Source organism: Mesorhizobium sp. M0983 (genome assembly GCF_040318975.1).
Taxonomy (GTDB): Bacteria; Pseudomonadota; Alphaproteobacteria; order Rhizobiales; family Rhizobiaceae; genus Mesorhizobium.
On the sequence record NZ_JAMYNH010000010.1, the window covers coordinates 203,092 to 227,821 of the forward strand.

A 24,730-nucleotide genomic window follows, 5' to 3' on the forward strand; every position below is an offset into this window, starting at 1 on the left:
ATCCCGTCAGCGGTATTGCTCGTCGGAAACAGGTTCGAGCCAGTCGACGTTCTTGCCGTCCTGCATGTAGCTCAAGGCGATATGCGCCATGGGGCTGATCGCGGTCGCTCCATGCCAGTGCTTCACGCCGGCCGGAATCCAGACCACATCGCCAGGATTGATGCCGCGCCGCTCCTTGCCGTCTTCCTGCACCCAGCCTTGACCGCTCGTGATGATAAGCATCTGGCCTGCCGGATGGGTGTGCCAGACCGTCCGCGCGCCCGGCGCGAAGTTCACCAGTCCAGTGCTCGCCCGCGTAATGTCGGTAGGCGGATAGAGCTGGCCGATGACCGCCTGCCCGGTGAAGTTGTCCGCCGTTCCGATCACGGCCCGGCGTGCCGCCGTTCGTACGGATTTCGATGGTCTCGGCCTCGGCCGGCATCAGGCCGGCCGTGCTGATTGCAGCGGCAGCGAGAATCTTCTTCATGTCGGTCTCCTTCTGCGTTTGCAGCTTCTTGCTGTTCTCGGTGAATGATGCGGGTTTTGTCCGACACCCGCGGCATTTGTGCTGATGCGCAGCGGCCTTCCAGGTTCAGGAAAGCATTTCGACGCGCAGCGGATATTCTCCGCGCATCAGAAGCGGCGCCGGTCCCTGGTCTAGTCGCCCGAGCCGGATCAGGCCGCGCGACCAGCGATAGAGACCATGAAACATCGCGAGATTGCCCCAGGGGGCGTAGTAGCAAAGATCGCCAGCTGCCTCGTTCCCGAAGCGACCGCTGCCTTCCTCGGTGAGCTTGCGCGGCAGATAGGCGATCTTCTCGTTGGACGAATAGTCGTCGATCGTCAGGTCCAGCGGCAGCATCGAGACCAGATCGTGCGCTGAAGGATTGTTCTCCAGCGTCGCCGTGAAATCCTGATCTGCAAAAACAAATCTCAGGCGCATTGGGGCTCCTTTCGTACCCGGGGTTGTAGAGGTCTGAGAGCGCACCGAAGAGGGAAGCGCGAAGCTGGCAGCACCTGCCAGCAAGGTGCGGCGTGAAAGCCATGCGGCGTCGCGTGTCATTTAAGGTTTCCCAATCGGTGCGGCCATGTCCATTGCTCCGGCACACGGCCGCACCCTTCGATGCTACGGCCCTGTTATGCAGCCAGATGCTGACCGAAGAAGCTGGTAAGCCTGTCGAACGGAATCAGGTCCACACGGTCGTAGAGATCGACGTGACCGGCGCCCTGGACCCAAACCAGTTCCTTCGGCTCGGCTGCCAGTCTGTAGGCTTCCTCGCTGAATTCCTTCGAATGCGCCTGATCGCCGCTGATGAACAGCATCGGGCGCGGCGAGATCGTCTCGATATCGTTGAACGGGTAGAAGTTCATGAACTTGACGTTGCTGGTCAGCGTCGGCTTGGTCGTTATCTGGTCGGAGACACCCGCCGGGGTAAACTCTCCGCGGGATGTCCGATAGAAATCGTAGAACTCACGCTGGATGGGGTGCGTCGACGCGGTCAGTTCGAGATCAGTTCCGCCCGTATGCTGGATCTGGCCGCCTTCGAATTCGGAGTAGCGCTGCTCGGCGGCCGCCGCGATGATCTGCTTGCGTTGCTCGACGCTTAGCGAGTGATTGAGTGCGTTTCGGTTCGCCGCGCCCATGTCATACATGCTGACCGTGGCGATGGCGCGCATGCGCGGGTCGATCTTGGCGGCGCTGATGACGAAGCTGCCGCTGCCGCAGACACCAATCGCGCCGATGCGATTGCGGTCGACGAACGCGCGTGTTCCAAGGAAATCCACCGCTGCGCTGAACGCTTCTGCATAGACATCCGGCGAAACGATCTGACGGGCTTCGCCTTCGCTCTCGCCCCAGAAGGGCAGGTCGATCGCCATGGCGATGAAACCCTGCTCGGCCATCTTGGTGGCATAGAGGGTCGCGCTTTGCTCTTTCACCGCGCCCATTGGATGGCCGACGACGATGGCCGGATGACGTGCATTGCGGTCAAGGTTCTTGGGAACGAGCAGATTCCCCGCGACATTCATCTGGTATTGGCTCTTGAAGGTGACTTTCTGCAGCGTCACCTGATCGCTCGTATAGAAATTGTTTGCACCGTTGGACATGTCTTGAGCCTTTGCGAAGGTTAGGTTTCCAAGTGACATCGCGCCGAATGCGGCGATGCCTGTTCCGGTCAGCTTCATCAACTCACGCCGGTGGATGTTTCGGGCCGGGGCTTTCTGGTTTGTTGCGTCAGGGATGTTCGTAGGCATCTATGATCTCCTGCAAGGTTAGAGTGGATTTGAGATTGGCCGATCCTGCTGGTCATTCAGGCTTGAGCAGACGCGGCCCATTGCCGGCCAGAATCACGCTGCCGACGAACGCGGCGAAGATTGACATGCCAGCCAGCAGCAGCCCGCCGACCACGGCACCGAGCAGTGGTGATGACCATGCTCGCAGCCACCGCGAAGAGGCCGCTGATCGAAATCGCCTGTCCGGTTGCTACCTGCATCTGCTGTGGCGGCGATCGCCATATGGTTCGGTCCCGCTGAATTGTTGCAATGCAAACCTAGTGGTTTTGCCATAAAACGATTACCCGTCGAAATTGGCATGAACTAATCGACTACGTCGAATAATCTGTTGCGAGATGGCAAACGAAGGAAGCTCATGGCCAGAACCGATCTCAACCAATTGACGTGGTTTCAGGCCGTCGCAGAAGAGCGCAGCTTCACCAAGGCAGCGGCAAAGCTCGGCGTCGCGCAATCGACGCTCAGCCACACGATCAAGCAGCTCGAAACACGCATGGGCATACGCCTTCTGACCCGCACGACGCGTAATGTCGCGACGACCTTTGCGGGCGAAAGGCTGCTACAGACGATCACCCCGCGCATTGGTGAAATCGAAGACGAGATCGCAGCGCTGATGGCGTTCCGCGAAAAGCCGTCAGGCTCGATCAGGTTGACCCTGTCCGACCACGCGCTCGAAAGCGTGGTCTGGCCGAAGCTTAAGCCGGTCCTCAGCGCCTATCCCGACATCGGCGTCGAACTGATCCTGGACAGCACCTTCCGCAACATCGTCGAGGAAGGCTTTGACGCCGGTGTCCGGCTTGGAGAGAGCGTCGAGAAAGACATGATCGCGGTCCGCATCGGCCCGGACTGGCGCCTGGTCGCCGTGGCTTCGCCGCGATACTTCGCGGCGCACGGTGTGCCTGTCCATCCGCAGGACCTGATCCGCCATGTCTGCATCAACATGCGCCACGAGACCGCCGGCGGTCTTTATGCCTGATGCCTGGGAATTCGAGAAGGATGGACAGGCGCTGCGTGTCCGTGTGGACGGTCAACGTACCTTCAACAACACCTACGTCATGATCGACGCCGCGGTGAGTGGCTATGGTATCGCCTATGTTCCCGAGAACATCGTGGAGCGGCACGTCGCCTCAGGGTTGCTGGTGCAGGTCCTCGACGACTGGTCGCCCTTCTTCGATGGCTATTTCCTCTATTATCCTAGCCGCCGCCAAAACCTTCCTGCGTTCAAGATTATTGTCGACGCATTGCGGCATCGGGAATGAAGAGAGAGGATCTAAACCCGCGCGATTGGCTCACGTCCATTTGGGAGTGTTCTAGGGGCAATAGGCAGAGTTCTCATCATCGCCCCGATGCGGCGCCATTAAACTCATGCCCACCCCGGGAACATAGGTAACAGAATCTATCGCCTGCGGCCGGAAGATCGCGAGGAGTGAGCGCCATCCCTGCCAAAAGAGCGGTGTCGGCTGAAGCTGCTCAGTCGGCCTGCTTGACCTCCGGACCTGGTTCAGTTGGCGGAACTGGCGTGCAATCTTGGCCGGTGCATTCCTGCACAGGATCGTTCGCCGGCGGGAGACAGTTTTGGCCTTCACAATGAACGGGCGGCTGCACTGTGGCGGCTTCGTTGTTCGGCGGCACAGGCCGATCCTCAGCGCGAACAGCCGGCATTCCAAGGTCGATCATGGCCGTGCACAAGAGCGCAATCCGAAGCACGTTCATTTTCGCCTCCGCAACTGACAGCGAGACGCAGATTATACCTTCGAACTGCGGCCAACATCCTGTCACCCGCGAACGGCGTTAACAGCGCGTTTCATTGCCGGTCGGAAGGGCGTACCGATTGAGATCGAGCGTCGTCCTCTACCTGGCAAAATAGCGCCAGAAACGGGGCATTCGGCAGGAGGTGACTGAAGCCAACCTTCCGATTTTCCTGTACACGTGTTCGAAGGGTTTGAGTGCCTTAGGGCTTTCGCATATTCGAGCTTCTTCAGGTCTTTCACGGGGGAACGTACATGACGGCGTTCAACAGCGTCCGCTTCCAGGTCAAGCCGGGTAGTGAAGACGAATTCGTCGAACTGTTCAGCAGCGCTCCGCGCAACTTCGAGGGATTGCGAAAAATGGCTCTCATCAAATCGGGAGATGGCGCCTTCTTCTCGATTGGAGAGTGGGACACTTTCCAGCACATGGTCGATGCCAGGCCCACAATGCTCGGCAATCTTGATCGGTTCCGGCATACGTTGCAGCAGCTTGAAGGCGGATATACGGATGCTGTTTCCGGCGAGGCCGTCTTCGACACGGACGGCAGGAGCGGCGGCCGGTCGGTATAGTGTTCGCACTTCGAAAAGCTTATGCCGTGCGCCACTTCCGGCTGCCTCACCTAAACCGCACATTCCCCCTGGAAAGCTCTGCCACCGACCTGCATCCCATCAGCCGCATGTCGCGTTCGATCTCGGTTCGCATCAGGCCGAGCGCCCGTTCGACGCCGGCCTGTCCGGCCGCTGCGAGCGGGAAGAGGTAGTAGCGCCCGAGGCCGACGGCCTTGGCGCCCAGCGACAGAGCTTTCAGGACATGCGTGCCGCGCTGGACGCCGCTGTCGATGATCACGTCGATCCTGTCGCCCACCGCGTCGACGATCTCTGACAGCTGGTCGAAGGGACTGCGCGAGCCGTCCAACTGCCTGCCGCCATGATTTGACAGAACGATGCCGGTGCAGCCGATGTCGACGGCCTTTCTGGCATCGGCAACGCTCATGATTCCCTTCAGGCAAAACTGGCCGTTCCAGAAGCGGACCATGTCTTCGACGTCCTTCCAATCCAGCGACGGGTCGAGGATCTCCGTGAAATAGCGGCTGATGGAAAGCGCTCCGCCACCGAGATCGATATGGCCGTCCAACTGCGGCAGGCTGAACTTTTCGTGCGTCAAATAGTCGATGGCCCATCTCGGCTTGATCGCAAACTGCATCATGCCGCCGAGCGTAAGCCGAAAGGGGATGGAAAAGCCGGTCCGCAGGTCACGCTCGCGGTTTCCGCCGGTGACGCTGTCGACCGTCAGCATCATCACCTCGACGCCGGACGCCTTGGCGCGCTCCATCATGGCGCGGTTCAGGCCGCGATCCCTGTGGAAATAGAACTGATAGACCTGCGGCGTCCTGTGCTTGCGGACTTCCTCCAGGCTGACCGTGCCGAGCGACGAGACGCCGAACATCGTCCCGAACTTCTCCGCCGCCGCGGCGACGGCGCGCTCGCCGCTATGGTGAAACAGCCGCTGGAGAGCCGTCGGCGAACAATAGACCGGCATCGCCAGTTTCTGGCCCATGACGGTGACCGACATGTCGATCTGCCCGACACCGGCAAGCACGTTTGGGACGAGGTCGCAGTCCTCGAACGCAGCCGTGTTGCGCCGCAGCGTCGTCTCGTCGTCCGCGCCGCCATCGATATAGTCGAAGATCGGTCCTGGCAGGCGCTGTCTGGCCAGCCTGCGAAAGTCCTGAAAATTATAGCAGCTTTGCAACCTCATAGGGCTCAATCGGATCTATGCGGGGCGCGATGTCAAGCCTATGCAATTGTCGATCGCCGACTATTCCGCCGCCTCGCGTCAGCCCGCCACCGCGCCAACCGACTCCCGCTCCACCAGCGGGCATTCGAGCTTGGTGATGGGATGGCGGCCACGACCGGGAGGGGCGGGGACTTCCAGCTGCTCGATCGCCCATTGCCCCATCGCCATATGCGGCAGGATCGACGTCGTCAGCGGCGGGAACAGATGGCGCGCGATCTCCTCGTCGTCATAGCCGACCACCGAAATATCCTGGGGGATGTGCAGGCTGGCCTCCTTCAGCGCCTCGTAGCAGCCGATCGCAGTGCGGTCGTTCTGGCAGAAGATGGCGGTCGGCCGGTCTTTCAGCGCCAGTAGCTTGATGGTCGCGGCATAGCCGGCGCTCGCCGACCAATCGCCTTCGACGACCAAGGCCGGGTCGAACGGGATGTCGGCTGTCGCCAGCGCCCGGCGGTAGCCCTTCAGCCGGTCCTGCGCCGCCTGCATCCATGGCTCGCCGGTGATGGTGGCGATACGGCGATGGCCATGGCTGATCAGGTGCCGGGTCGAGCTCTGGCCGCCGGCGATCTCGCTCGGCACCACGGCGGGGAAGGCATAGTCGGCGGTGTAGCAGTTGAGCAGGATGACCGGAATGTCGAGGCCGTAGAGATACTCCGGCGCGACGATCTCGCGGGTGAAGATGGTCATGTAGATCAGCGCCGAAATGCCCTGCTTGGTCAGCGCCGCGATGGCCCGGGGCTCCATCACCTCGTCGCCCATGGTCTGCGCCACCAAAAGTACATTGCCAGCGTTCCACGAGGCTTGCCGCGCCCCTTCAATGGCGACGACCGCCTCCGGGCTGGTCGCCAATTGGTCGACGGCGAAGCCGATCACGCCATCCAGCCCGTCAAAAGCGGCAACCGGGGCTCGCAGGGCGGAAAACACCGGCGGCGCATAACTGAGGGCCCGCGCCGCCTCTATCACCCGCTCACGAGTTTGCTGCGATAGCCTGATGCCCGGCGTGTTGTTGAGGACGAACGAAACCGTCGCCTGCGAACAACCGGCGGCCCTGGCGATGTCGGTCATGGTAACGCGGCCTCTGGGGTTTTTCCCGGACGGCTTGCGCCGCCTTGTACCCTCAAGGACGGGATCGCGCAGTGGTTCGTTCATGTCATTCGTCCCTCAAATCTCGCATTTGTAAGGTAAAGCGATGCTAATAGATATAAGTGCCGTCTTAAGTGATTTAGTCGCGAATCCGACGTGACAGCGCATTGGGAGGCTCCTTTCTTGTGAGAATCCCGATTAAACTAATACTCTTTACTAATATCCGGCGGCCCTATAACGTCAATCCATCATGCTCGGACGAACATCGAACCCGCGCATGTTCGGAACGTAAGCCAGCCTAGTGGCGGACAGTTCCCGTCAACCGAAGCTCGCCTGCCGTTTCGAGGAAATGTCAGACAAATCGGACTATTTACGAACGACGAATGAGTCTCTAAAGTCGACGATCGCGGCTGGAATGGCGTCGTTCTTCGCTGCCGGAACCCTGAGGAGGAGGGCGTCCAAGCCGCGCCGGCACGTTCATCATCAGCGAAAATTACTGAGTCAAATGGGAGGTTGAATATGAAATCTGCGATACGAAATGCGTCCGTCGCCGCTGCGGCCCTGCTGCTCGGCCTGTCCGTGAGCGCAATTGCGCGGGCCGACGACAAGCCGACACTGGCCTTCGTCGTCAACGGCGCTTCCGATTTCTGGAAGGCTGCCGAAGCCGGGGTCAAGAAGGCTCAAGGCGAATTGCCCAATTACAATCTAGAACTCAAATATCCGGAGCAGTCCTCGGTCGCCATCCAGCAGCGCCTGATGGACGATCTGGTGACGGCCGGTGTTAAGGCGATCATGGTCTCGGCCGTCGATCCCAAGACGTCGACCGACGGGCTGAACAAGATCGCCTCGGAAACGGCGTTGTTCACCACCGACAGCGATGCACCGCAGACCAAGCGTGTCGCCTATATCGGCTCGTCCAATGTCGATGCCGGCAAGCAGGCGGCAGAGATTGCCAAGAAGGCGATGCCAGATGGCGGCAAATGCCTCGGCTTCGTCGGCCTGCTCGGCGCCGACAATGCCAAGGAACGCATCCAGGGCATGAAGGACGGCCTCGCCGGCACCAAGATCGAACTGGTCGACGTGCGTGGCGACGATATCGACCAGGCCCGCGCTAAGAAGAACGTCGAGGACGCGCTGGTCGCCAGCCCCGACGTCACCTGCATGGTCGGCTTCTATTCCTACAACACGCCGCGTATCTATGAGGCGCTGCGCGATGCCGGCAAGCTCGGCCAGATCACCGTCGTTGGCTTCGACGACGATCCGATCACGCTGGGCGGCGTCAAGGAAGGCACCGTCGCCGCCACCGTCGTGCAGCAGCCCTTCGAATGGGCCTATCAGGGCATGAAGCTGATGGCCGCCTATCTCGAAGGCAACAAGTCGGGCGTTCCCGCCGATGGACTGATCATCATCCCGACCAAGATCATCGGCAAGGACGATGTCGACGCCTACGCCGCCAGCCTCAAGGCGATGTCTGGAAACTGAGCAAACTAGGTTGCGCCGGCTCAAGGTTCGCCTTGAGCCGGCGTTCTATTGACGGGCCTCGCGAGGCCCGTCAGTCTGAGTCCAAAACGGCTCACCGGCTGCTGTCAGGCGTGATGAATTATTCCGACCCATCCATCGTTGCATCCACGGACGCTCCGTTCCTGAGCCTCAACGGTGTGCGCAAGACCTATCCCGGCGTTGTCGCGCTGGACGGGTTCTCGATCGAGGTCAGGCCCGGCGAGGTCATCGGCCTGGTCGGCGAAAACGGCGCCGGCAAATCGACGCTGATGAAGATCCTCGGCGGCGTCACCAGGCCGGACACCGGCACCATCATTGTCGATGGCGCCGCCCATGACGGGCTGACTGTCGAGGCCAGCATCGGTTCGGGCATCGCCTTCGTCCACCAGGAACTCAACCTGTTCGAAAACCTCGACGTTGCCGCCAATATCTTCTTCGGCCGCGAACCGCTGCGCGCCGGCCCGCTCAAGCTGGTCGACCGCGCCAGGCTGCGAGCGCTGGCGGCGCCGCTGCTCAAACGCGTGGGCGCCAATTTCTCGGCCGATACGCCGGTATCGGCGCTGTCGCTGGCCCAGCAGCAAATGGTCGAGATCGCCAAGGCGCTGTCGATCAAGGCAAGGCTGGTTATCCTCGACGAGCCGACCTCGAGCCTGCCGATCGCCGAAACCGACAAGCTGCTTGGTGTCATCAAGGCGCTGAAGGCAGACGGCATCAGCGTCATTTTCATCTCACACCGCCTGCACGAGGTCGAGCGCGTCGCCGACCGCGTCGTCGTGCTCAGGGACGGCATGCTCGCCGGAACTTTGCCGAAGAGCGCCATCAATCACGACCAGATGGTCAAGCTGATGATCGGCCGCATGCTCAAGGAGAGGGAGAAGGCCGCAGAATCGGCGCGCCCGCCGGGCTCTGTCGCGCTGTCGGTCAAGGCCATTCGCACCGCCGCCTATCCCGACCGGCCCGTCGACCTCGACGTCAGGCATGGCGAGATCCTCGGCCTTGCCGGTCTCGTCGGCTCCGGTCGGACGGAGCTGGCGCGCGTGCTGTTCGGCATCGACAAGAGCTTTGGCGGCTCGTTCCAACTTGACGGAAAAGATCGGGTTCTTGGTTCGGCCGCGGACGCAGTGGCCAACGGTATTTTCCTCGTCCCGGAAGACCGCAAGCTGACCGGCATCCTGCTCGATCTGTCGATTGCCCAGAACATCTCGCTGCCCAATCTGCCGGCGCATTCGCGGCGCTCGCTGGTCTCGGCCAGCGCCGAGGCCGCCACCGCCGAGAAACAGAAGACCGATCTGGGCATCAGGGCGCCCTCCGTGCAGACGCGTACCGGCACGCTGTCGGGCGGCAACCAGCAAAAGGTCGTGCTGGCCAAATGGCTGGCGATGAAGCCGAAGGTGATGATCCTCGACGAGCCGACACGCGGCATCGACATTGGCGCCAAGGCCGAGATCTACGGGCTGATGCGGGCGCTGGCCGATGCCGGCGTCGCCGTGCTGATGATCTCCAGCGACATGGAGGAGGTGATCGGTGTTTCCGACCGCATCGCCGTCATGCATGAAGGCCAGATCTCCGGCATTCTCGACAAGGAACGGTTCAGCCAGGAAAACGTGCTGCTGCTGGCGGTCGGCAAGCAGCCGAAATAGTTCGCCGGCATTGGGAGACGACGATGAGCAAGAAAGATCTCGGCCTGCTGATCCTGATCCTGGCGGTCGGCGCGGTGGTAGCGATCATCAACCCGCGCTTCCTGCTGCCGATCAATCTCGCCAACACCTCGAACCTGATCGGGTTGTTCGGCATCCTGTCGATCGGCCAGGCTTTCGTCATCATCACCGGCGGCATCGAATTGTCGGTCGGCTCGGTGGTTGCGCTGCTCGGCGTGCTGTTCATCGACTTCATCGCCACGCGCGGCATGGCCTGGCCGGTCGCCCTGCCGCTGATCCTGGTGCTCGGCGGCATCATCGGGCTGGCGCATGGCTGGCTGATCACCCGGCTCAAATTGCAGCCTTTCGTGGTGACCTTGTGCGGCCTGCTGATCTATCGCGGCGTGGCGCGCTTCTATACCGCCGACGGCACCGCCGGCTTTGCCTTCGGACAGAACTTCCCGGAACTCGAGTTCCTGACGGCGGGGCGGTCCTGGGGCGTGCCGAACAGTTTCATCGCGCTGATCGTCATCGCCGTCGTCATGTGGGTGGTGCTGCACCGTTCGGTGTTCGGGCGATATCTCTACGCCATCGGCAAGAACGAGGAAGCGGCGAAATATTCCGGCATCCGCACCGGCCGCATCGTCATGGCCGCCTATGTCATCTGCGGCGTGCTGACGGCGCTGTCGGCTATCTATTTCGCCATGTACACACGCTCGATCTCGCCGGCGAGCCACGGCCAGTTCTACGAGCTCTACGCCATCGCGGCAGCGGTGCTCGGCGGCTTCTCGCTGCGCGGCGGCGAAGGCTCGCTGATCGGCGTCCTGCTCGGCACGGTGCTGCTGCAGGAGTTGCAGAACCTCGTCAACCTGCTCGGTATCCCGTCCTCGCTCAACTTCGCCGTGATGGGCGGGGTGATCCTCATCGGCGTTCTGGTCGACCAGCAATGGGGCGTGTTCAGGGCGCGGCGGCGGATGCTGGAAGCCACCCGCAAGGGCGTGGCGGGTGCTGCCGCGGAATGACGCAAAAATAGCTGGATGAAATACGCCGACTGCCATTGGCAGGCATGAAAAGGTCAGCCTGAGCTTCGCGACAGCAGTTCAGGTTAATCTCTATTTGGAACGAAACCCGTATCTGAGCGTTTATTTAAGCTTTGCTACGCGGAGGCGTCCCATGCCCATGAATCCAGTAAGTACCGCAAAGATAGGAACTCACCCCCTCCACCCGATGCTGATACCTTTTCCTGTCGCGTTTCTTGTCGGTGCCTTTGTCACCGACCTGGTTTTCTGGGGGACTGCCGACGCCTTCTGGGCACGGGCATCGATGTGGCTGATCGGGGCAGCTATCGTAATGGCGCTTCTCGCTGCGACAGCTGGTTTTATCGACTTCCTCAACGAGCCGCGCATTCGCGCCTTGTCCGACGCCTGGTACCACATGCTGGGCAACTTGACCGCGGTCGTTGTGGCTCTGATCAATTTCTACCTTCGCTATGCTCAAGGCGCCGAGGCCGCGGTCCGACCGTGGGGCGCGCTGTTGTCGTTCATAGTGGTCTGCATACTGCTGTTCACCGGCTGGAAGGGCTGGGAGATGGTCTATCGGCATCACGTTGCAGTTCTGGATACACCGGCGGATGCACCAGCGAAGCCTTCGACAACCACTAGCACGGATACTCATCACGCTGGTCGGGATCGGCACGCCGCATGAGGCCATGATCCCGAACAGTGGATACCGGTTTCCAAAAAGATATGGGTTAGACAAGTAGCGCCCATCCCGAATGCATCGGATGGGCGCGCCTTAGATGAGGCCCGACATGTCGGAGAAGGCCATGGCCTTGCGCAGCACCTCGGTGAAGCGCTCGCCGGCGGCTTCACGAGGGCCGCTATTGTCGATGGAGGTGACGCCCGGTCCGGACAGCGCCACATTGGCGCTGCGCGCCAGCCGTGCCAGCACTTCGCCGCGCGACTCGCGCCCGCGCAAGGCCAGCCGCTCGGCCAGGATCTCCGGTGCAGCCGTGATCTCGACGATAGCCAGATTGGCGTAGCGGTCCCGCAGCGTCGGGATGATCGCGCGCGAGACGTTGGCGATCGCGACACGGCCGTTGGAGACTGACCAGTCGACTTCGGCCGGGATGCCATAGCGCAGGCCATGCGCCTCCCAGGAAATCGCGAAGGCGCCATCCGCTTCGGCCTCGACGAAGGCAGCGTCGGCTAGCGTATCGTGATCCTCGGTGGCCGCATCGCTCGGCCGGGTGATCACCCGGCGAACGAACTCCAGTCGGCTCTCGTCGGCAAACATGGCGCGCGCATAGCCGATCACCGTGTCCTTGCCGGCACCGCTCGGTCCGACGACGGCGACGAAGACGCCGTCGCGGATTGGAAATCCCGCGGCGGACAATTCACGCTCGACCGATGCCGACACCATCATGCGACCCGCCGTCCCTGCCGCCACACCGTGCGGACAACCGGGACGTGATCGTCGACGCGCACGCGAACCAGATCGGCGCGCCGGCCGGGCTCGATGACACCGCGATCGGTGAGGCCGACAGCCTCGGCCGGGTTCTTCGACACCATCGCCACTGCCTGAGGCAACGAGATGCCCTCGACCACGTCGCCGAGGAAAAAGGCCGACTGGATCAGGCTGAACGGAATGTAGTCCGATGACAGGATATCGAGCAGGCCGTCGCCGGCCAGTGTGCGGGCCGAGACATTGCCCGAATGCGAAGCGCCGCGCATGACGTTCGGCGCGCCCATCAAAACGCCGAGCCCTGCCTCTTTCGAAGCCCGAGCCGCCTCCTCGGTGGTCGGGAACTCGGCGACACGGACGCCTTGCTCGATCGCTTCATCGACATGGCTGACGGTTGCGTCGTCATGGCTGGCGAGCACGATACCGCGCTCTTTGCACGCAGCGGCGATGAAGCTGCGGTTCGGGCTCGAGTTCTTCGCCGATTCCGCCATCCGCTTTTCGCAGAATTTCTGGAAATCGCGATCGGTCAGCTTCAGCTTGCGCTGGTAGTAATACGCATAGGTTTCGAGATCGACGAATTGCCGCTGTCCCGGCGCGTGGTCCATCAGCGACGCCAGCCTGACCCGCTCGTCGCCGTCGAAATTGGCGAAGGCTGTGAGGCAGTCCGGCGCCGAAACCTCGCAGCGCAGATGGATGAAATGGTCGGCCCTGAGCCGGTCCTGCTGGACGCTGTCCTCAATCGCCTCGGCCAGCTTGCGTATGTCGGCGGCCGTCAGGTCGGCGTCCTCGTCCATACCGACGCGCAAGGCGTCGAGCACGGTGGTGATGCCGGCGGTCGCCACCTGCGCGTCGTGGGCGAGCACCGCGGCGATCGGGTTCCAACGCACTTTCGGCCGTGGCGCGTAGTGGCCTTCGAGATGGTCGGTGTGGAGCTCGACCAGGCCAGGGATGATGAAGTCGCCGCCCATGTCCTCGCCGCTGCGGCCAGCGCGGGGAGCAATGTCGGCGATCACGCCGTCGCGCAGCACGATCGACCCTTCGACGATCTGGTCGGCAAGCACGATGCGGGCGTTGTCAAGAACGGTCTCGGCGGTCATCTCAGGCAGTCCTCGGAGCATTTTGCAGCCAACTGAAAATGGATTGGCGTCGCACAATGCGGTTAAAGGAAATAGTCATCTCAGGCAGTTCTTCTGGCCGGGCGGCGCCCGAGCGCGTGATGGGACAGCACCATGAACGGCGCACCCGGCTCAGTTTCGACAAACAGCGTCAGCGCGTCCACCGGCACCGGCCGTTGCAGCACGTCCGCAAACAGGCTGTCGATTGCTAGGCGAAGACGAGGGCTTTCCTGTGACGACACCCGGCCGGACAGGGTCATATGGAAACGAAACGTCTCGAAGACATAGGGGTAGCCCCATTGGCAGAGATTGCGGAACTCATCGGGCTTCAGCGAGTCGGGGCTGCGGCGTTCAATCTCCGCGTCTGTCAGCGGCGCGCGAAAGCGGTCGAAGCCGCGCACCACATCATCGGCGAAACGGTTGAGCCCCGGCAGCGGTGCTTCCGGCACGAGCGCGAAAAAGCTGTCGATCTGGCTGACGACGAGACGCGGGACCGTCACCACCGGCGTCGCCTCGGCAAAATCGTCGAGTGCGGCGCGAAGCGAGGCCTCCGTCTCGTTTGAAGCCAGCCGGAAGGGCGCCTTCAGCGTCGCATGAAAGCCGTAGCGGCGCGCCGAGGCGGTATGGAAGGCAACTTCCGCTGCCGACAACTCGCCCACCGCCTCGACCGGCCTCGTGGCGGCACCGAAGGGATCACGGCCGAGCCAATTGGCGGCGATCCGCGCCAGCGGTTCGTCCTGCAGGGGGGTGAAATAGATCGCGTAGCGCATCGAAGTTCCTCGTCAGCCCCGCTGCCATAGGCGATTTGCATGACGAAATGACGAAGCTTTGCAGCGTTTTCGGTAACAAAACGACACAGCCTGGTCATTAGCCGACGATTTTTTCGGCTTGGACCAGCGGTTGAGAAGCGAAGGGGAAACGGTCAGGCCATCAGCCATTCGTGCTCGGGCGCGTTGTGGAATTTCCACGTCCGCTTCGGTCCGGCCATGACGTTGAGATAATAGAGATCATAGCCGTGGCAGGCGGCGCAGGGGTGATAACCCTTGGGTACCAGCACGACGTCGCCGTCCTCGATCGCCATCGCCTCGTCGAGCGAACGAGAGCCGTTCTGGTCGGCATCGGTGTAGACGCGCTGGAAAGCAAAGCCCTGCGGCGGGTTGAGGCGGTGGTAATAGGTCTCTTCGAGATAGGATTCGGCCGGCAGATTGTCCTGGTCGTGCTTGTGCGGCGGATAGCTCGATGTGTGGCCGCCGGGCGTGATGACCTCGACCACCAGCAGGGAATCGGCCGGCTCGCCCTCCGGCAGGACGTTGGTGACGTAGCGCGTGTTGGTGCCTTTGCCGCGGGTCTCCTGGCCGAGATCCTTCGGCGCAATGATGCGGACCGGCAGACCGCCGCCAAGCCCCGGCGCCGAGCACACGGCGAGTTCGAGATCGGTATCGGCGCTCACCGACCACTCCGAGCCCTGCGGCACATAGACCGACCACGGCTTGCCCTCGAACGGCGACATGCGTTCGCCCAGGAGCCCGAGATCCTTGCCGCCGGCCTTGACCTTGCCCTTGCCGGTGACGAATACCAGACAGACCTCACGATCCGCGGTTTGCCCGGAAGCGGTGTCGCCGGGCCTCAGCCGATGCAGATCGAAGCCGACATAGGTCCAGCCGGCGTTTTGCGGCGTCACATGGGCTATGCGGCCGTGGCCCTTATTGGCTTTGACGAGCAGCTTCGACATGGTCATTCCTTCGGTTTGGCGTTTGCCGATGGCTTGTCTTCGTCGGCCGGTTTGTAGAGGTAGAAAAACTGCCAGACCGCATAGCCGGCGAAGCCGAGCGCGATCACGCCCCAGAACGGCGTGCCGGTAGCGAATTCGATCACCGACCAGACCAGGCAGACCGCGACAATGGCGACGCGCCGCCACAAAGGCCGGAAAAACGGGTGCTCGGAGTCTTTCATCGGATAAACGCCGGCATCGGGTCAGCCCTTCCTCGCGAACTCTCAAGCATTGGGAAAGCCCAGTGTCTCAACCGTATAGCCGGCCGCCGTCATCACCCGCATCAATTCCTTGTAGCCGACCTGTGCCATCTTGAGTGGCGGGTTCTTCTTCGGATCCTGCTCGGCCTCGACCACGAACCAGCCTTCATAGCCGTGGTTGGCGAGCCTCTGGACGATGGCGCCAAAATCCAGCGATCCATCTCCCGGCACGGTGAAGGCACCAAGTGCTACCGCGTCGAGGAAGGATTGCTTGTTGCGATCCAGCTTTTGGATCACCTGCATGCGTACGTCCTTGACATGCACGTGGTTGATGCGCCGGTGGTGGTTGTCTATCGCGCGCAGCACATCGCCGCCGGCAAAGGCCAGGTGACCGGCATCGAGCAGCAGCGGAATGCCCTCTCCCGAATAGCGCATGAAAGCGTCGAGCTCCGGCTCGGTCTCGATCACCGCCGCCATATGATGATGGTAGGAGAGCGGCATGCCTTGCCCGGCACACCATTCGCCGAACTCGGTTAGCCGCCTAGCGTAGGCTTTCATCTCATCGTCCGACAGCCTCGGCTTGATGGCAAGCGGTTTCGAGCGGTCGCCCTGGATGGAACGGCCGACTTCACCATAGACGATGCAGGGCGCATTCACCGCCTTGAACAGGTCGATCATCGGCTGGATACGAACCTTGTTCTTCGCCATGTCTTCGTCGACCAGCGTCCCGGAGAACCAGCCGCCGCACAGCGTCACGTCGGCCTCTTTCAGGATCGGCAGCATGATCTCCGGATCGTTGGGAAAGCGGCGGCCCATTTCCATGCCGGTAAAGCCGGCCGAGCGCGACTGGCGCAGGCACTCCTCCAGCGACACATCATCGCTGAGTTCGGCAAGATCGTCGTTCCACCATGCAATCGGGGACATGCCCAGTTTGGCTTTCAAGTCGTCACTCCAATTTCTGACATTCGAGGCGGCGTTGGCGGGCGCGTTAAAACCGCCGCCCGCTCAGCGCTTCCTCATATTTCTTGCGCGCCGCGTTCACTTGCGGCCGTGCCGAGACTTCCGGCACTGCGACATCCCACCAGCTTCCACCGGCCTCGGTCGAAGCCAGCGGGTCGGTGTCGATGACCAGCACGGTCGTTCGCGTATTCTTCTTCGCTTGCGCCAGGGCCGTTTCCAGCCCGGCGATCGACGCCACTTTTTCGGCAATCGCACCCATGCTTGCAGCATGCGCGGCGAAGTCGATCTCGGGCAAGGTCTCGTGACGAGCGTCCTTCAGCAAATTGTTGAAGTTGGCGCCGCCGGTCGCCATCTGCAGCCGGTTGATGCAGCCATAGCCGCGGTTGTCGAGCAGCACGATGGTCAGCTTGAGGCCGAGCATCACCGACGTAGCGACCTCGGAATTGAGCATCAGGTAGGAGCCGTCGCCGATCATCACCACAACCTCCTCGTCGGGCTCGGCCATCTTGCCGCCACGCCCGCCGGCGATTTCGTAGCCCATGGTCGAGAAGCCGTATTCGGCATGATAGGAGCCGGGCGCGCCCGCCTGCCATAGCTTGTGCAATTCGCCGGGCAAGCCGCCGGCGGCATGGAGCAGTACCACGCCGGAGCCCATGGCGCGCTGTACGGCGCCGATCACCTGCGCGTCGGACGGATAGGCGGCATTGGTCGACGCCGTCACCTTGCCGGCATCCGCCTGCCAGTCCTTCTTGCCGCTGATCGCATTGTCGGTCCAGCCAGAAGGAGCTTTCCAGCCTTTCAGCGCCGCACCGAGTTCGGCGAGCCCTTCAGCCGCATCGGCGACCAGCGGCAGCGCCTGGTGCTTTCCGGCATCGAAAGGCTGGACGTTGAGCCCGATCATGGTCTTGCCGGAATTCTTGAACAACGCCCAGGAGCCAGTGGTGAAATCCTGCAGCCTGGTGCCGACGGCAAGCACGACGTCGGCCTCTTCGGCCAGCCTGTTGGCAGCCGAAGTGCCGGTAACGCCGACCGCCGCCATGTTCAGCGGATGATCGTCGGGCAGCGAGGATTTGCCGCCTTGCGTCTCGCACACCGGAATGCCAGCGTCTTGCGCCAGCTTCGCCAATTCATCCGACGCTTGCGAATAGAGCACGCCACCGCCGGCAATCACCAATGGCTTCTTCGCGCTCTTCAGCGCCGCCACTGCAGCTGCTAACTCTTGGCGGTCCGGGCGCGCTCGCCGCTGGGTCCAGAGCCGCTCGGCAAAGAAACTCTCGGGATAATCATAGGCCTCGGCCTGCACGTCCTGGCACAGCGCCAGCGTTACCGGGCCACACTCAGCCGGATCGGTCAGCACCTGCATGGCGCGGTTGAGCGCCGGCATGATCTGCTCCGGCCGGGTGATGCGGTCGAAATAGCGCGACACCGGCCTGAGGCAGTCATTGACCGTCGCCGTACCGTCGGAAAAATCCTCGGCTTGCTGCAGGACGGGATCGGGAATGCGATTGGCGAAGACGTCGCCGGGCAGAAACAGGACAGGCAACCTGTTTACATGCGCAAGTGCTGCCGCCGTCACCATATTCAGCGCGCCAGGGCCGATCGAACTGGTCGCCGCCATGAAGCGGCGGCGGAAATTGGACTTGGCATACGCGATCGCCGCATGCGCCATCGCTTGCTCGTTATGGGCACGGAACGTCGGCAATTCGTCGCGGACCTGGTAGAGCGCCTCGCCGACGCCGGCGACATTGCCGTGGCCGAAGATTGCCCAGACGCCGCCGAAGATCGGCACTTTCTTGCCGTCGATCTCGACCATCTGTTGGGCAAGAAAGCGGGTCAGCGCCTGCGCCATCGTCAGGCGGATTGTCTTGGTCATGTCGTTTTCCTCCGCAGTCCTTATGCCGCGCCTTCTTATGCTGCTTTGCGGCCGCGCACGGCAAGCCATGCCTCGGTCAGCCTCTCGAAGCGCGACGCCATGTCGGCAACCGCCTCATCGTCCGACATCTTGCCGGCAAGCCATTGTTCGGCCGCGTTGATGAAGATGGTACGGCCGACAGCGAAACCCTTGACGATGGGCGCCTTGGCGGTGGCGGCGAAGGCCGCTTCCAATTCGTCCTGCGGTGCTTCCAAACCCAGCAGTACAATCCCGCGGCACCACGGATCGTTCTTCAGGATCACCGCCTCGATCTTTGCCCATGCGCCGGTCGATGCCTGCGGTTCGAGCTTCCACCAGTCGGGCTTGATGCCGAGTGCGTAGAGTTCCTCAAGCGCCCGCGGGATGGTCATGTCGTCGAGCTTGCCGTGCTTGCCGGCTATGATCTCGACCAGAAGTTCTCTCCCCACTTTCCGCGCGGCCTCGAACAAAGCGCGCAGTTTCTGCTGCTGTTCGCTCTTCAGCGCCGCGGGATCGTCGGGATGATAGAAGCACAGGCATTTGATGCAGTGGTCGACCGGCCATTCGGTCAGTTGCGAGCCTATGTCTTGCGAGAACTCGAAGCGAAGCGGCCGCGAACCCGGCAACTCGACCGGCCGGCCGAGCCAGGCGAAGGAATGGTGGGCGAATTCGAACATCGCCTCGCGCCCGTATTTTTCGTCGAGCAGCATGCCATAGCCGCCGCGGCCAGCCGCGACCTTTGCCGCAGCCTTGACCGTCAGCACCTTGAAAGCCGGGATTCGCGACGGATCGGCGCCGGCCTTTGCCGCGACGTCCTCCAGCTGGACGCGGTGGTCGCAGGCGAACGCCATCAGAGAGGGGATGTCGCGCCGGCGCGTGGTCGCCCAATGGATGTGGTTGATCGCCTCGTCCTTGCGCAGCGCCAGATGCTTGCTGCCGTTTTTCAGGAAGAACTGCAATTCCTCGAAAGTCGGGTATTCAGGTGCGCAGAGCAGCCGCGATACGGCAAAGGCGCCGCAGGCATTGGCCCAGGTCGCGGCCGTCGCCAGGCTTTCCTCGCCGAGCCAGCCGCGCAGGAAGCCCGACATGAAAGCGTCGCCGGCGCCGAGCACATTGTAGACCTCGATCGGAAACCCCTTGCCGACGATACCGTCCTCGAGATCGTCGCTGATCGGCCCGTCATAGACGATGCAGCCCATGGCACCGCGCTTCAGCACTATGGTCGCCGTCGACAGCGAGCGGATGGTTTTCAGCGCGCTCAGGCAATCGTCTGCGCCGGAGGCGATCATGATCTCCTCTTCGGTGCCGACGATGAGATCGCAGTCGGGCAGCACCGTCTTCAACTGCGCCGAGACGCGGTCGGATTTCACATAGCGCTCGAAGCCTTCGGCATGGCCGGCGAGGCCCCACAGGTTAGGGCGGTAGTCGATGTCGAACACCACCTTGCCGCCCTTGGCCTTCATGACACGGATCGCCTTGCGTTGCGCGGCGTCGCTGTTGGGCCGTGAAAAATGCGTGCCGGTGACGACGACCGCGCGTGCTGAAGCAATGAAGGCCTCATCGATATCGTCTTCCGAAAGCGCCATGTCGGCGCAATCGCTGCGATAGAAGATCATCGGCGAGACGCCCTCATCCTCGACCGACAGCAGCACCAGGGCGGTCAGCCGCTCCGGATCGGTCTTGAGGCCTTGGACCGAAACGCCCTCGCGGGTCAGCTGCTCGCGGATGAAGCGGCCCATCTGCTCATTGCCGACGCGGGTGAGCAACGCCGAGCGCAGGCCGAGCCTGGCAGTGCCGACCGCGATATTGGCTGGACAGCCGCCGACCGACTTGGCAAAGGAGGTGATATCTTCCAGGCGCGAGCCGATCTGCTGGCCGTAGAGATCGACGGACGCACGGCCGATCGTGATGATGTCGAGCGGCGCATGTCTCGCTTCCACGGCTTCGCCCATTCGAACCTCCCATCGGCTTTGTTGTCTTGGGTAACACGCGCGAGCGGCAGCGTGGCGCCGGTAATATGAAATAATAATTCCAATCCATAGTCAATATGGAACGAGCATTCCCAAGGCCGAAAAGTGCTCTGCAAAGGCCGGCGCGGTGAGAAACTTTGAAGTCAGACGAACGTCAAGCGTCTGCCGCTGAAACCAGCTGATTTACCAAGGAAGCGGGCCGTCATCGTTGAAGTACCCGGCGGTCGGGCCATTGGCGTCCAGGGTCGCCAGGTGAATGACGATCTCGGCTGCCTGCTGCACCGTGCGCTGACCTTTATACCCATTGAGATCGGTGGCGGTATAGCCGGGCGCCGCGGCGTTGACCTTGATGCCCTGGAGCGCGAGCTCCCTGGCGAAGCCCACGGTGATGGCGTTCAAGGCTGTCTTGGAGCTGCCGTAGCCCATCATATTGACGGCGTGATTCGCGGTGGCGGGATCGAGCGCCCGGCCGATGGACCCGGTGGAGCTGCTCACCATCACGATACGGGCAGCAGGTGCTGCCAGCAGCAGCGGCAGGAATGCCTGTGTCACGCGGATCGGGCCGAAGACATTGACGTCGTAGGTGGCCTGGATGTCGGCGATCCGCTGCTGGCTCGGCGGCAGGTCGTAATTGATGGCGACGCCGGCGTTGTTCACCAGCACGTCGAGGCAGGGGCTGGCCTGCCCGAGCGCCTTGGCTGCCGCCTTCACACTGTCATCCCTCGTGACGTCCAGCTCAAGCCACTCTGCGTCGAGGCCTTCCGCGCACAATGCCTGCGCCGCCGCCATGCCGCGTTCGGCGCTCCTGGCGCCGAGCCAGACCTTGAAGCCCATGGTCGCCAGTCGCCGGGCGATTTCGCGGCCTATACCCTTGTTGGCGCCGGTCACCAGCGCGGTCTTCGAAGTCGTCATTTCGGTCTCTCCATTTTTCTTGTGGAAGACCCACAAATGGCGCGAGGCAGCGGGCGCCGCGCGCCGGAAATTCTCAGGCTCTTGCCTAATCCTCTCACGCTGTTGCGCGGCCAGCGTGAATGCGCGATGCTGGCGCAATGAACGAGGCGCTGCAGGAGTTGATCTAGATCGCCGGCCGCCATGCGCGCGGGCGACGAACAACAACGGCGGTTCCCCGCGTTTCGATCGGCTGCAGCGAAGTCGCCACGGCACCATTGCCGGGTGTGTGGGGGTCGGGGATCTTATTCGTATTGCAGGGCGCAAAGACGGTCCTGATCGGCTCCCGGGCTCTTCGTTACAAGCCGGCCAGCTATTTCATCTACACTGTCGAGACGCCCACTATCAGCCAGATAGTCGAAGCGAGCGCGGCGCGTCCTTATCTGGCCATTGGCTTGACCCTTGACCTGCAAGCCGTCGCCGCGCTCCTCGTCGAGCACGCGCCAGCCCTCGGTGGCGACAGTTTCTTCTCCACCACTCCCGTTGATGACGATCTGCTCGACGCGTTGCGTCGAATGATGCGGTTGCTTGACCGGCCAGCGGAGATTCCCGTGCTCGCGACCATGCTCGAGCGGGAGATGCTGTTTCGGCTCCTGCAAGGCCCCCAGGGCGGAAAGCTTCGTGAACTTGCGCGCGCCGATGGCCATCTGTCCCGGATCGGCAGGGCGATCGCCTGGATCCGTTCGCACCCCCATCAGCCGGTCCGGGTCGGCGATCTGGCCGAGATCGCCCATATGAGCAGTGCTGCGTTTTATCGTCACTTCAAGGCGGCGACGGCCATGAGCCCAATCCAGTATCAAAAGCAAATCCGCTTGCTGGAAGCCCGCCATCTGCTGATTGCTCAGCCGGGCAACGTGGCGCGTGTCGCCTTCGCTGTCGGCTATGAGAGTGCTTCCCAGTTCAGCCGGGAGTATGCCCGCCAGTTCGGGTCGCCGCCTGCCCGCGACGCAGCGCGGCTTTTGGCAGAAGGCGAAACGGCAATAGAGGTGATCTAGGCCTTGCGCTTGCGGCCGCTATCGCGCCGCTTCTCGCCGACGGCAACGGTCAGCGCCATGGCCAAAGCCATCGTCGCCGACAGCGAGCGGAAGCCGGCGAAATCGGCCTCGGCGACCTCGAACCAGACCCTGGCGAATTGGGCGAGCGGCGAAAAAGAGCTGTCGGTGATCGCCACGATCGGCACGCCTTGCTCCGAAATGACGCGCGCCTCCTCGATGGTGGCAGGGGCATAGGGCGAAAAGCTGATGGCGATGACGGCATCCCTTGGAGAGGCAAAGCCGATCATCTCCGCGTTCAGGCCGGCGGCCGATTCGATCAGCTGGTTGCGGATCTTGAGCTTGCCCAACGCATAGGCGATATAGGAGGCGACCGGGTAGGAGCGCCGCTTGGCCAGCACATAAATGGTTTCCGCCTTGGCCAGAACGGCGATTGCGTCTTCGAAATGGTCTTCATTCAGCGTGCGCGAAATGTCGTTGAGCGAGGTGCTGGCTGCGGCGACGAAACCGTCGAAAATCGCCCGGTGCCCGGCGCCTTCCTCGGCCTTGGCGCGCAATGCCGCCAGCCTTTCATCGTAGGACGAGTTGCGCTCGCGCAGGCGCTCGCGAAACACCAGCTGCAGGCTGGTGAAACCGTCAAAGCCAAGCTGCTGGGCAAAGCGGATCAGGGTCGAAGGCTGAACACCGGCGGAGGCGGCGATGCTGGCAGCGGTGCCGAAGGCGATATCGTCGGGGTTGTCGAGCGCATGGGCGGCGATCTGGGCGATACGTTTCGGCAGGCTCTGACGCCGCTCCAGGATCGTCGCCCGCAGCGTTTCGAAATCGCGCGGCACCCGTTCGTCCATCGTCGCTCCGCCCAGGCTCATCGTCGGTTCCCTCTGTGCCCCATCATAGCGGACCTGTGCAAGAACACCATAAAAAATGAGACAAGCGTTCCATTTGCAAACAAAATGGACTAATTCATCCACACAAAATTTTGCACACAGGGAGGCAAGCGGATGGTCGGGGTAGGTCTTATCGGCACGGGCTTCATGGGCAAGTGCCACGCCATTGCCTGGAACGCGGTCGGCACCGTCTTCCCCGATGTCGACAAGCCAAGGCTGGTCCATCTGGGCGAGGTCAACGAGGACCTTGCCAAACGCCGTGCCAGCGAATTCGGCTTCGCCAAGGCCTCCGGCGACTGGCGCGCAGTCGTCGACGATCCCGACGTCGATGTCATCTCGTTGACTACGCCGAACCAGTTCCACCCGGAAATGGCCATCGCCATCCTCGAAGCCGGCAAGCATCTGTGGTGTGAAAAACCGATGGCGCCAAGTTTTGCGGAGGCGCAAGCGATGGCTGCGGCCGCGCGGAAATCCGGCAAGGTTGCCGCGCTGGGCTATAACTATATTCAGAACCCGGCGATCCGCCATATCGGCGCGCTGCTCGACGAGAAGATCATCGGCGAGGTCAACCATCTGCGTATCGAGATGGACGAGGACTTCATGGCCGATCCGGAGGCGCTGTTCTTCTGGAAGCACGAGGCGGCGTCCGGTTACGGCGCGCTCGACGATTTCGCCGTGCATCCGCTGTCGCTCATAGCGGTACTGTTCGGCCGCGTCGCCCGAGTCATGTGCGACATGGCCAGGCCCTATGCCGAACGCCGCGTCGCCTCGGGCGGGCGCCGCGCCGTCGAGACCTATGACATCGCCAGCATCCTGATGCATCTCGAAAACGGCATTGCCGGCACGTTGCTGGTCAACCGTTCGGCCTGGGGCCGCAAGGGCCGGATCGCCATCCAGATTTTTGGTTCGAAGGGCTCGATCCTGTACGACCAGGAGCGGATGAACGAGTTCCAGCTCTATCTGACAGCCGACCGACCGACGGAGCAAGGCTATCGGACAGTCCTGGTTGCCCCGCACCACAGGCCTTACGACGCCTTCCTGCCGGCGCCCGGCCACGGCCTTGGCTTTAATGACCTCAAGATCATCGAATGCCGGGAACTGTTGACGCGGCTTGCCGGCAAGCCGGCGCGGATCATCGACTTCGACGAAGGCCTGGAGATCGAGCGCACGGTGCACGCGATGGCGCGCTCGTTCGCGGAACAGCGCTGGATCGCTGTGCGGTAGTAAGCCCGGCGCTGGCTTCCCCTTCTCCCCTTGAGGGTGAAGGTGGCCGAGCGAAGCTCGGTCGGATGAGGGGTGTTGGACGGATCGCTACAGCGAAGAAATAAGCGCTTAAAATCCCTCAATATTTTACGCCGAGTTTCTTCCAGCACCCTCATCCGGCTCGGCGCTGCGTGCCGATCCACCTTCTCCCACAAGGGACCTGTTGCGCAGTCATGAGCAAAAGCTTGCGGCGGCGGGGTTGCGGCGGTTGTTCGCTTGTTTGCGGGGGATTTGACGTCTTG

At 62.3% G+C, this 24,730-nt stretch carries 22 protein-coding genes and 1 pseudogene; 8 read left to right on the forward strand and 15 right to left on the reverse strand.

Features of this window, described 5'->3' with window-relative positions; genetic code table 11:
* Window positions 1-6 precede the first annotated feature (6 nt).
* The 3 genes from NKH71_RS20055 to NKH71_RS20065 all read right to left on the reverse strand — a co-directional run bounded on the left by NKH71_RS20055 (window position 7) and on the right by NKH71_RS20065 (window position 2,163).
* The gene (locus NKH71_RS20055) at window positions 7-366 is read right to left on the reverse strand and encodes a (R)-mandelonitrile lyase (protein ID WP_352640273.1); all 360 of its coding nucleotides are present in this window, start codon (window positions 364-366) and stop codon (window positions 7-9) included.
* Window positions 367-571: 205 nt separating this feature from the next.
* Window positions 572-1,042, reverse strand: coding sequence for a cyclophilin-like fold protein (locus NKH71_RS20060; protein ID WP_352790302.1), 471 nt, complete (start codon window positions 1,040-1,042; stop codon window positions 572-574).
* A 74-nt stretch (window positions 1,043-1,116) separates the two neighbouring features.
* Window positions 1,117-2,163 carry an alpha/beta hydrolase gene (locus NKH71_RS20065; protein WP_352790305.1) on the reverse strand — a complete coding sequence of 349 codons (1,047 nt, stop codon included), beginning with the start codon at window positions 2,161-2,163 and terminating at the stop codon, window positions 1,117-1,119.
* Window positions 2,164-2,626: 463 nt separating this feature from the next.
* Here NKH71_RS20065 and NKH71_RS20070 point away from each other — a divergent pair.
* Both NKH71_RS20070 and NKH71_RS20075 read left to right on the forward strand, forming a co-directional pair.
* Window positions 2,627-3,527, forward strand: a pseudogene (locus tag NKH71_RS20070) (LysR family transcriptional regulator).
* A 744-nt stretch (window positions 3,528-4,271) separates the two neighbouring features.
* Window positions 4,272-4,586: an antibiotic biosynthesis monooxygenase family protein gene (locus NKH71_RS20075; protein WP_352484312.1), complete on the forward strand. Its 315-nt coding sequence runs from the start codon at window positions 4,272-4,274 to the stop codon at window positions 4,584-4,586.
* 46 nt (window positions 4,587-4,632) lie between these two features.
* Here the strand turns inward: NKH71_RS20075 and NKH71_RS20080 are convergent, their stop codons facing one another.
* Both NKH71_RS20080 and NKH71_RS20085 read right to left on the reverse strand, forming a co-directional pair.
* A complete protein-coding gene (locus tag NKH71_RS20080) occupies window positions 4,633-5,775 on the reverse strand; it encodes an alpha-hydroxy acid oxidase (protein ID WP_352495024.1) in 1,143 nt (380 codons plus the stop codon).
* 78 nt (window positions 5,776-5,853) lie between these two features.
* Window positions 5,854-6,960, reverse strand: coding sequence for a LacI family DNA-binding transcriptional regulator (locus tag NKH71_RS20085; protein ID WP_031193752.1), 1,107 nt, complete (start codon window positions 6,958-6,960; stop codon window positions 5,854-5,856).
* Between the two features lie 453 nt (window positions 6,961-7,413).
* Between NKH71_RS20085 and NKH71_RS20090 the strand changes: the two genes are divergently transcribed.
* From NKH71_RS20090 to NKH71_RS20105, 4 genes are all read left to right on the forward strand, one after another.
* A complete protein-coding gene (locus tag NKH71_RS20090) occupies window positions 7,414-8,376 on the forward strand; it encodes a sugar-binding protein (protein ID WP_352484310.1) in 963 nt (320 codons plus the stop codon).
* A gap of 113 nt (window positions 8,377-8,489) precedes the next feature.
* Window positions 8,490-10,034 (forward strand): sugar ABC transporter ATP-binding protein, encoded by a 1,545-nt coding sequence (locus NKH71_RS20095; RefSeq protein WP_352846938.1) that lies wholly within the window; start codon window positions 8,490-8,492, stop codon window positions 10,032-10,034.
* A gap of 23 nt (window positions 10,035-10,057) precedes the next feature.
* Window positions 10,058-11,053: an ABC transporter permease gene (locus NKH71_RS20100; protein WP_023718226.1), complete on the forward strand. Its 996-nt coding sequence runs from the start codon at window positions 10,058-10,060 to the stop codon at window positions 11,051-11,053.
* 151 nt (window positions 11,054-11,204) lie between these two features.
* Complete coding sequence (locus NKH71_RS20105; protein ID WP_023718227.1) at window positions 11,205-11,735, forward strand: DUF2231 domain-containing protein; 531 nt, start codon at window positions 11,205-11,207, stop codon at window positions 11,733-11,735.
* 90 nt (window positions 11,736-11,825) lie between these two features.
* On the opposite strand, the gene phnN is transcribed toward NKH71_RS20105, so the two are convergent.
* From phnN to NKH71_RS20150, 9 genes are all read right to left on the reverse strand, one after another.
* Window positions 11,826-12,455 (reverse strand): phosphonate metabolism protein/1,5-bisphosphokinase (PRPP-forming) PhnN, encoded by a 630-nt coding sequence (gene phnN, locus NKH71_RS20110; protein WP_023718228.1) that lies wholly within the window; start codon window positions 12,453-12,455, stop codon window positions 11,826-11,828.
* Entirely contained in the window at window positions 12,452-13,591 is a 1,140-nt protein-coding gene (locus NKH71_RS20115) for an alpha-D-ribose 1-methylphosphonate 5-triphosphate diphosphatase (RefSeq protein ID WP_023718229.1), read from the reverse strand. The genes phnN and NKH71_RS20115 overlap by 4 nt, the downstream gene beginning before the upstream one ends.
* 80 nt (window positions 13,592-13,671) lie before the next feature.
* A complete protein-coding gene (locus NKH71_RS20120) occupies window positions 13,672-14,379 on the reverse strand; it encodes a DUF1045 domain-containing protein (RefSeq protein WP_023718230.1) in 708 nt (235 codons plus the stop codon).
* 152 nt (window positions 14,380-14,531) lie between these two features.
* Window positions 14,532-15,341: a 5-deoxy-glucuronate isomerase gene (gene iolB, locus NKH71_RS20125; RefSeq protein ID WP_352484309.1), complete on the reverse strand. Its 810-nt coding sequence runs from the start codon at window positions 15,339-15,341 to the stop codon at window positions 14,532-14,534.
* 2 nt (window positions 15,342-15,343) lie between these two features.
* Window positions 15,344-15,562 (reverse strand): DUF3329 domain-containing protein, encoded by a 219-nt coding sequence (locus NKH71_RS20130; protein ID WP_023718232.1) that lies wholly within the window; start codon window positions 15,560-15,562, stop codon window positions 15,344-15,346.
* A 42-nt stretch (window positions 15,563-15,604) separates the two neighbouring features.
* Window positions 15,605-16,522 carry a myo-inosose-2 dehydratase gene (iolE, locus tag NKH71_RS20135; protein WP_023718233.1) on the reverse strand — a complete coding sequence of 306 codons (918 nt, stop codon included), beginning with the start codon at window positions 16,520-16,522 and terminating at the stop codon, window positions 15,605-15,607.
* Between the two features lie 46 nt (window positions 16,523-16,568).
* Window positions 16,569-18,413, reverse strand: coding sequence for a 3D-(3,5/4)-trihydroxycyclohexane-1,2-dione acylhydrolase (decyclizing) (iolD, locus tag NKH71_RS20140; protein ID WP_352895291.1), 1,845 nt, complete (start codon window positions 18,411-18,413; stop codon window positions 16,569-16,571).
* A gap of 35 nt (window positions 18,414-18,448) precedes the next feature.
* Complete coding sequence (locus NKH71_RS20145; RefSeq protein ID WP_023718235.1) at window positions 18,449-20,383, reverse strand: bifunctional 5-dehydro-2-deoxygluconokinase/5-dehydro-2-deoxyphosphogluconate aldolase; 1,935 nt, start codon at window positions 20,381-20,383, stop codon at window positions 18,449-18,451.
* 201 nt (window positions 20,384-20,584) lie between these two features.
* Entirely contained in the window at window positions 20,585-21,313 is a 729-nt protein-coding gene (locus NKH71_RS20150) for an SDR family NAD(P)-dependent oxidoreductase (RefSeq protein WP_023718236.1), read from the reverse strand.
* 167 nt (window positions 21,314-21,480) lie between these two features.
* On the opposite strand from NKH71_RS20150, the gene NKH71_RS20155 reads away from it, so the two are divergent.
* Window positions 21,481-22,344, forward strand: a complete 864-nt coding sequence (locus NKH71_RS20155; protein ID WP_502900405.1) for an AraC family transcriptional regulator — start codon at window positions 21,481-21,483, stop codon at window positions 22,342-22,344.
* On the opposite strand, the gene NKH71_RS20160 is transcribed toward NKH71_RS20155, so the two are convergent.
* Window positions 22,341-23,186, reverse strand: coding sequence for a MurR/RpiR family transcriptional regulator (locus NKH71_RS20160; protein WP_023718238.1), 846 nt, complete (start codon window positions 23,184-23,186; stop codon window positions 22,341-22,343). The two genes, NKH71_RS20155 and NKH71_RS20160, sit on opposite strands and share 4 nt — an antisense overlap.
* A 153-nt stretch (window positions 23,187-23,339) precedes the next feature.
* Between NKH71_RS20160 and NKH71_RS20165 the strand changes: the two genes are divergently transcribed.
* The gene (locus NKH71_RS20165) at window positions 23,340-24,449 is read left to right on the forward strand and encodes a Gfo/Idh/MocA family protein (protein WP_023718239.1); all 1,110 of its coding nucleotides are present in this window, start codon (window positions 23,340-23,342) and stop codon (window positions 24,447-24,449) included.
* Window positions 24,450-24,730 lie beyond the last annotated feature (281 nt).

What these genes read in the sequence shown, in the direction of transcription:
- NKH71_RS20060 (WP_352790302.1), bottom strand. Translation starts at nt 1,042, where the DNA reads ATGACACGCGACGCCGCATGGCTTTCACGCCGCACCTTGCTGGCAGGT.
- NKH71_RS20065 (WP_352790305.1), bottom strand. Translation starts at nt 2,163, where the DNA reads ATGAAGCTGACCGGAACAGGCATCGCCGCATTCGGCGCGATGTCACTT.
- NKH71_RS20075 (WP_352484312.1), top strand. Translation starts at nt 4,272, where the DNA reads ATGACGGCGTTCAACAGCGTCCGCTTCCAGGTCAAGCCGGGTAGTGAA.
- NKH71_RS20080 (WP_352495024.1), bottom strand. Translation starts at nt 5,775, where the DNA reads ATGAGGTTGCAAAGCTGCTATAATTTTCAGGACTTTCGCAGGCTGGCC.
- NKH71_RS20085 (WP_031193752.1), bottom strand. Translation starts at nt 6,960, where the DNA reads ATGAACGAACCACTGCGCGATCCCGTCCTTGAGGGTACAAGGCGGCGC.
- NKH71_RS20090 (WP_352484310.1), top strand. Translation starts at nt 7,414, where the DNA reads ATGAAATCTGCGATACGAAATGCGTCCGTCGCCGCTGCGGCCCTGCTG.
- NKH71_RS20095 (WP_352846938.1), top strand. Translation starts at nt 8,490, where the DNA reads ATGAATTATTCCGACCCATCCATCGTTGCATCCACGGACGCTCCGTTC.
- NKH71_RS20100 (WP_023718226.1), top strand. Translation starts at nt 10,058, where the DNA reads ATGAGCAAGAAAGATCTCGGCCTGCTGATCCTGATCCTGGCGGTCGGC.
- NKH71_RS20105 (WP_023718227.1), top strand. Translation starts at nt 11,205, where the DNA reads ATGCCCATGAATCCAGTAAGTACCGCAAAGATAGGAACTCACCCCCTC.
- phnN (WP_023718228.1), bottom strand. Translation starts at nt 12,455, where the DNA reads ATGATGGTGTCGGCATCGGTCGAGCGTGAATTGTCCGCCGCGGGATTT.
- NKH71_RS20115 (WP_023718229.1), bottom strand. Translation starts at nt 13,591, where the DNA reads ATGACCGCCGAGACCGTTCTTGACAACGCCCGCATCGTGCTTGCCGAC.
- NKH71_RS20120 (WP_023718230.1), bottom strand. Translation starts at nt 14,379, where the DNA reads ATGCGCTACGCGATCTATTTCACCCCCCTGCAGGACGAACCGCTGGCG.
- iolB (WP_352484309.1), bottom strand. Translation starts at nt 15,341, where the DNA reads ATGTCGAAGCTGCTCGTCAAAGCCAATAAGGGCCACGGCCGCATAGCC.
- NKH71_RS20130 (WP_023718232.1), bottom strand. Translation starts at nt 15,562, where the DNA reads ATGAAAGACTCCGAGCACCCGTTTTTCCGGCCTTTGTGGCGGCGCGTC.
- iolD (WP_352895291.1), bottom strand. Translation starts at nt 18,413, where the DNA reads ATGACCAAGACAATCCGCCTGACGATGGCGCAGGCGCTGACCCGCTTT.
- NKH71_RS20145 (WP_023718235.1), bottom strand. Translation starts at nt 20,383, where the DNA reads ATGGGCGAAGCCGTGGAAGCGAGACATGCGCCGCTCGACATCATCACG.
- NKH71_RS20150 (WP_023718236.1), bottom strand. Translation starts at nt 21,313, where the DNA reads ATGACGACTTCGAAGACCGCGCTGGTGACCGGCGCCAACAAGGGTATA.
- NKH71_RS20160 (WP_023718238.1), bottom strand. Translation starts at nt 23,186, where the DNA reads ATGGACGAACGGGTGCCGCGCGATTTCGAAACGCTGCGGGCGACGATC.
- NKH71_RS20165 (WP_023718239.1), top strand. Translation starts at nt 23,340, where the DNA reads ATGGTCGGGGTAGGTCTTATCGGCACGGGCTTCATGGGCAAGTGCCAC.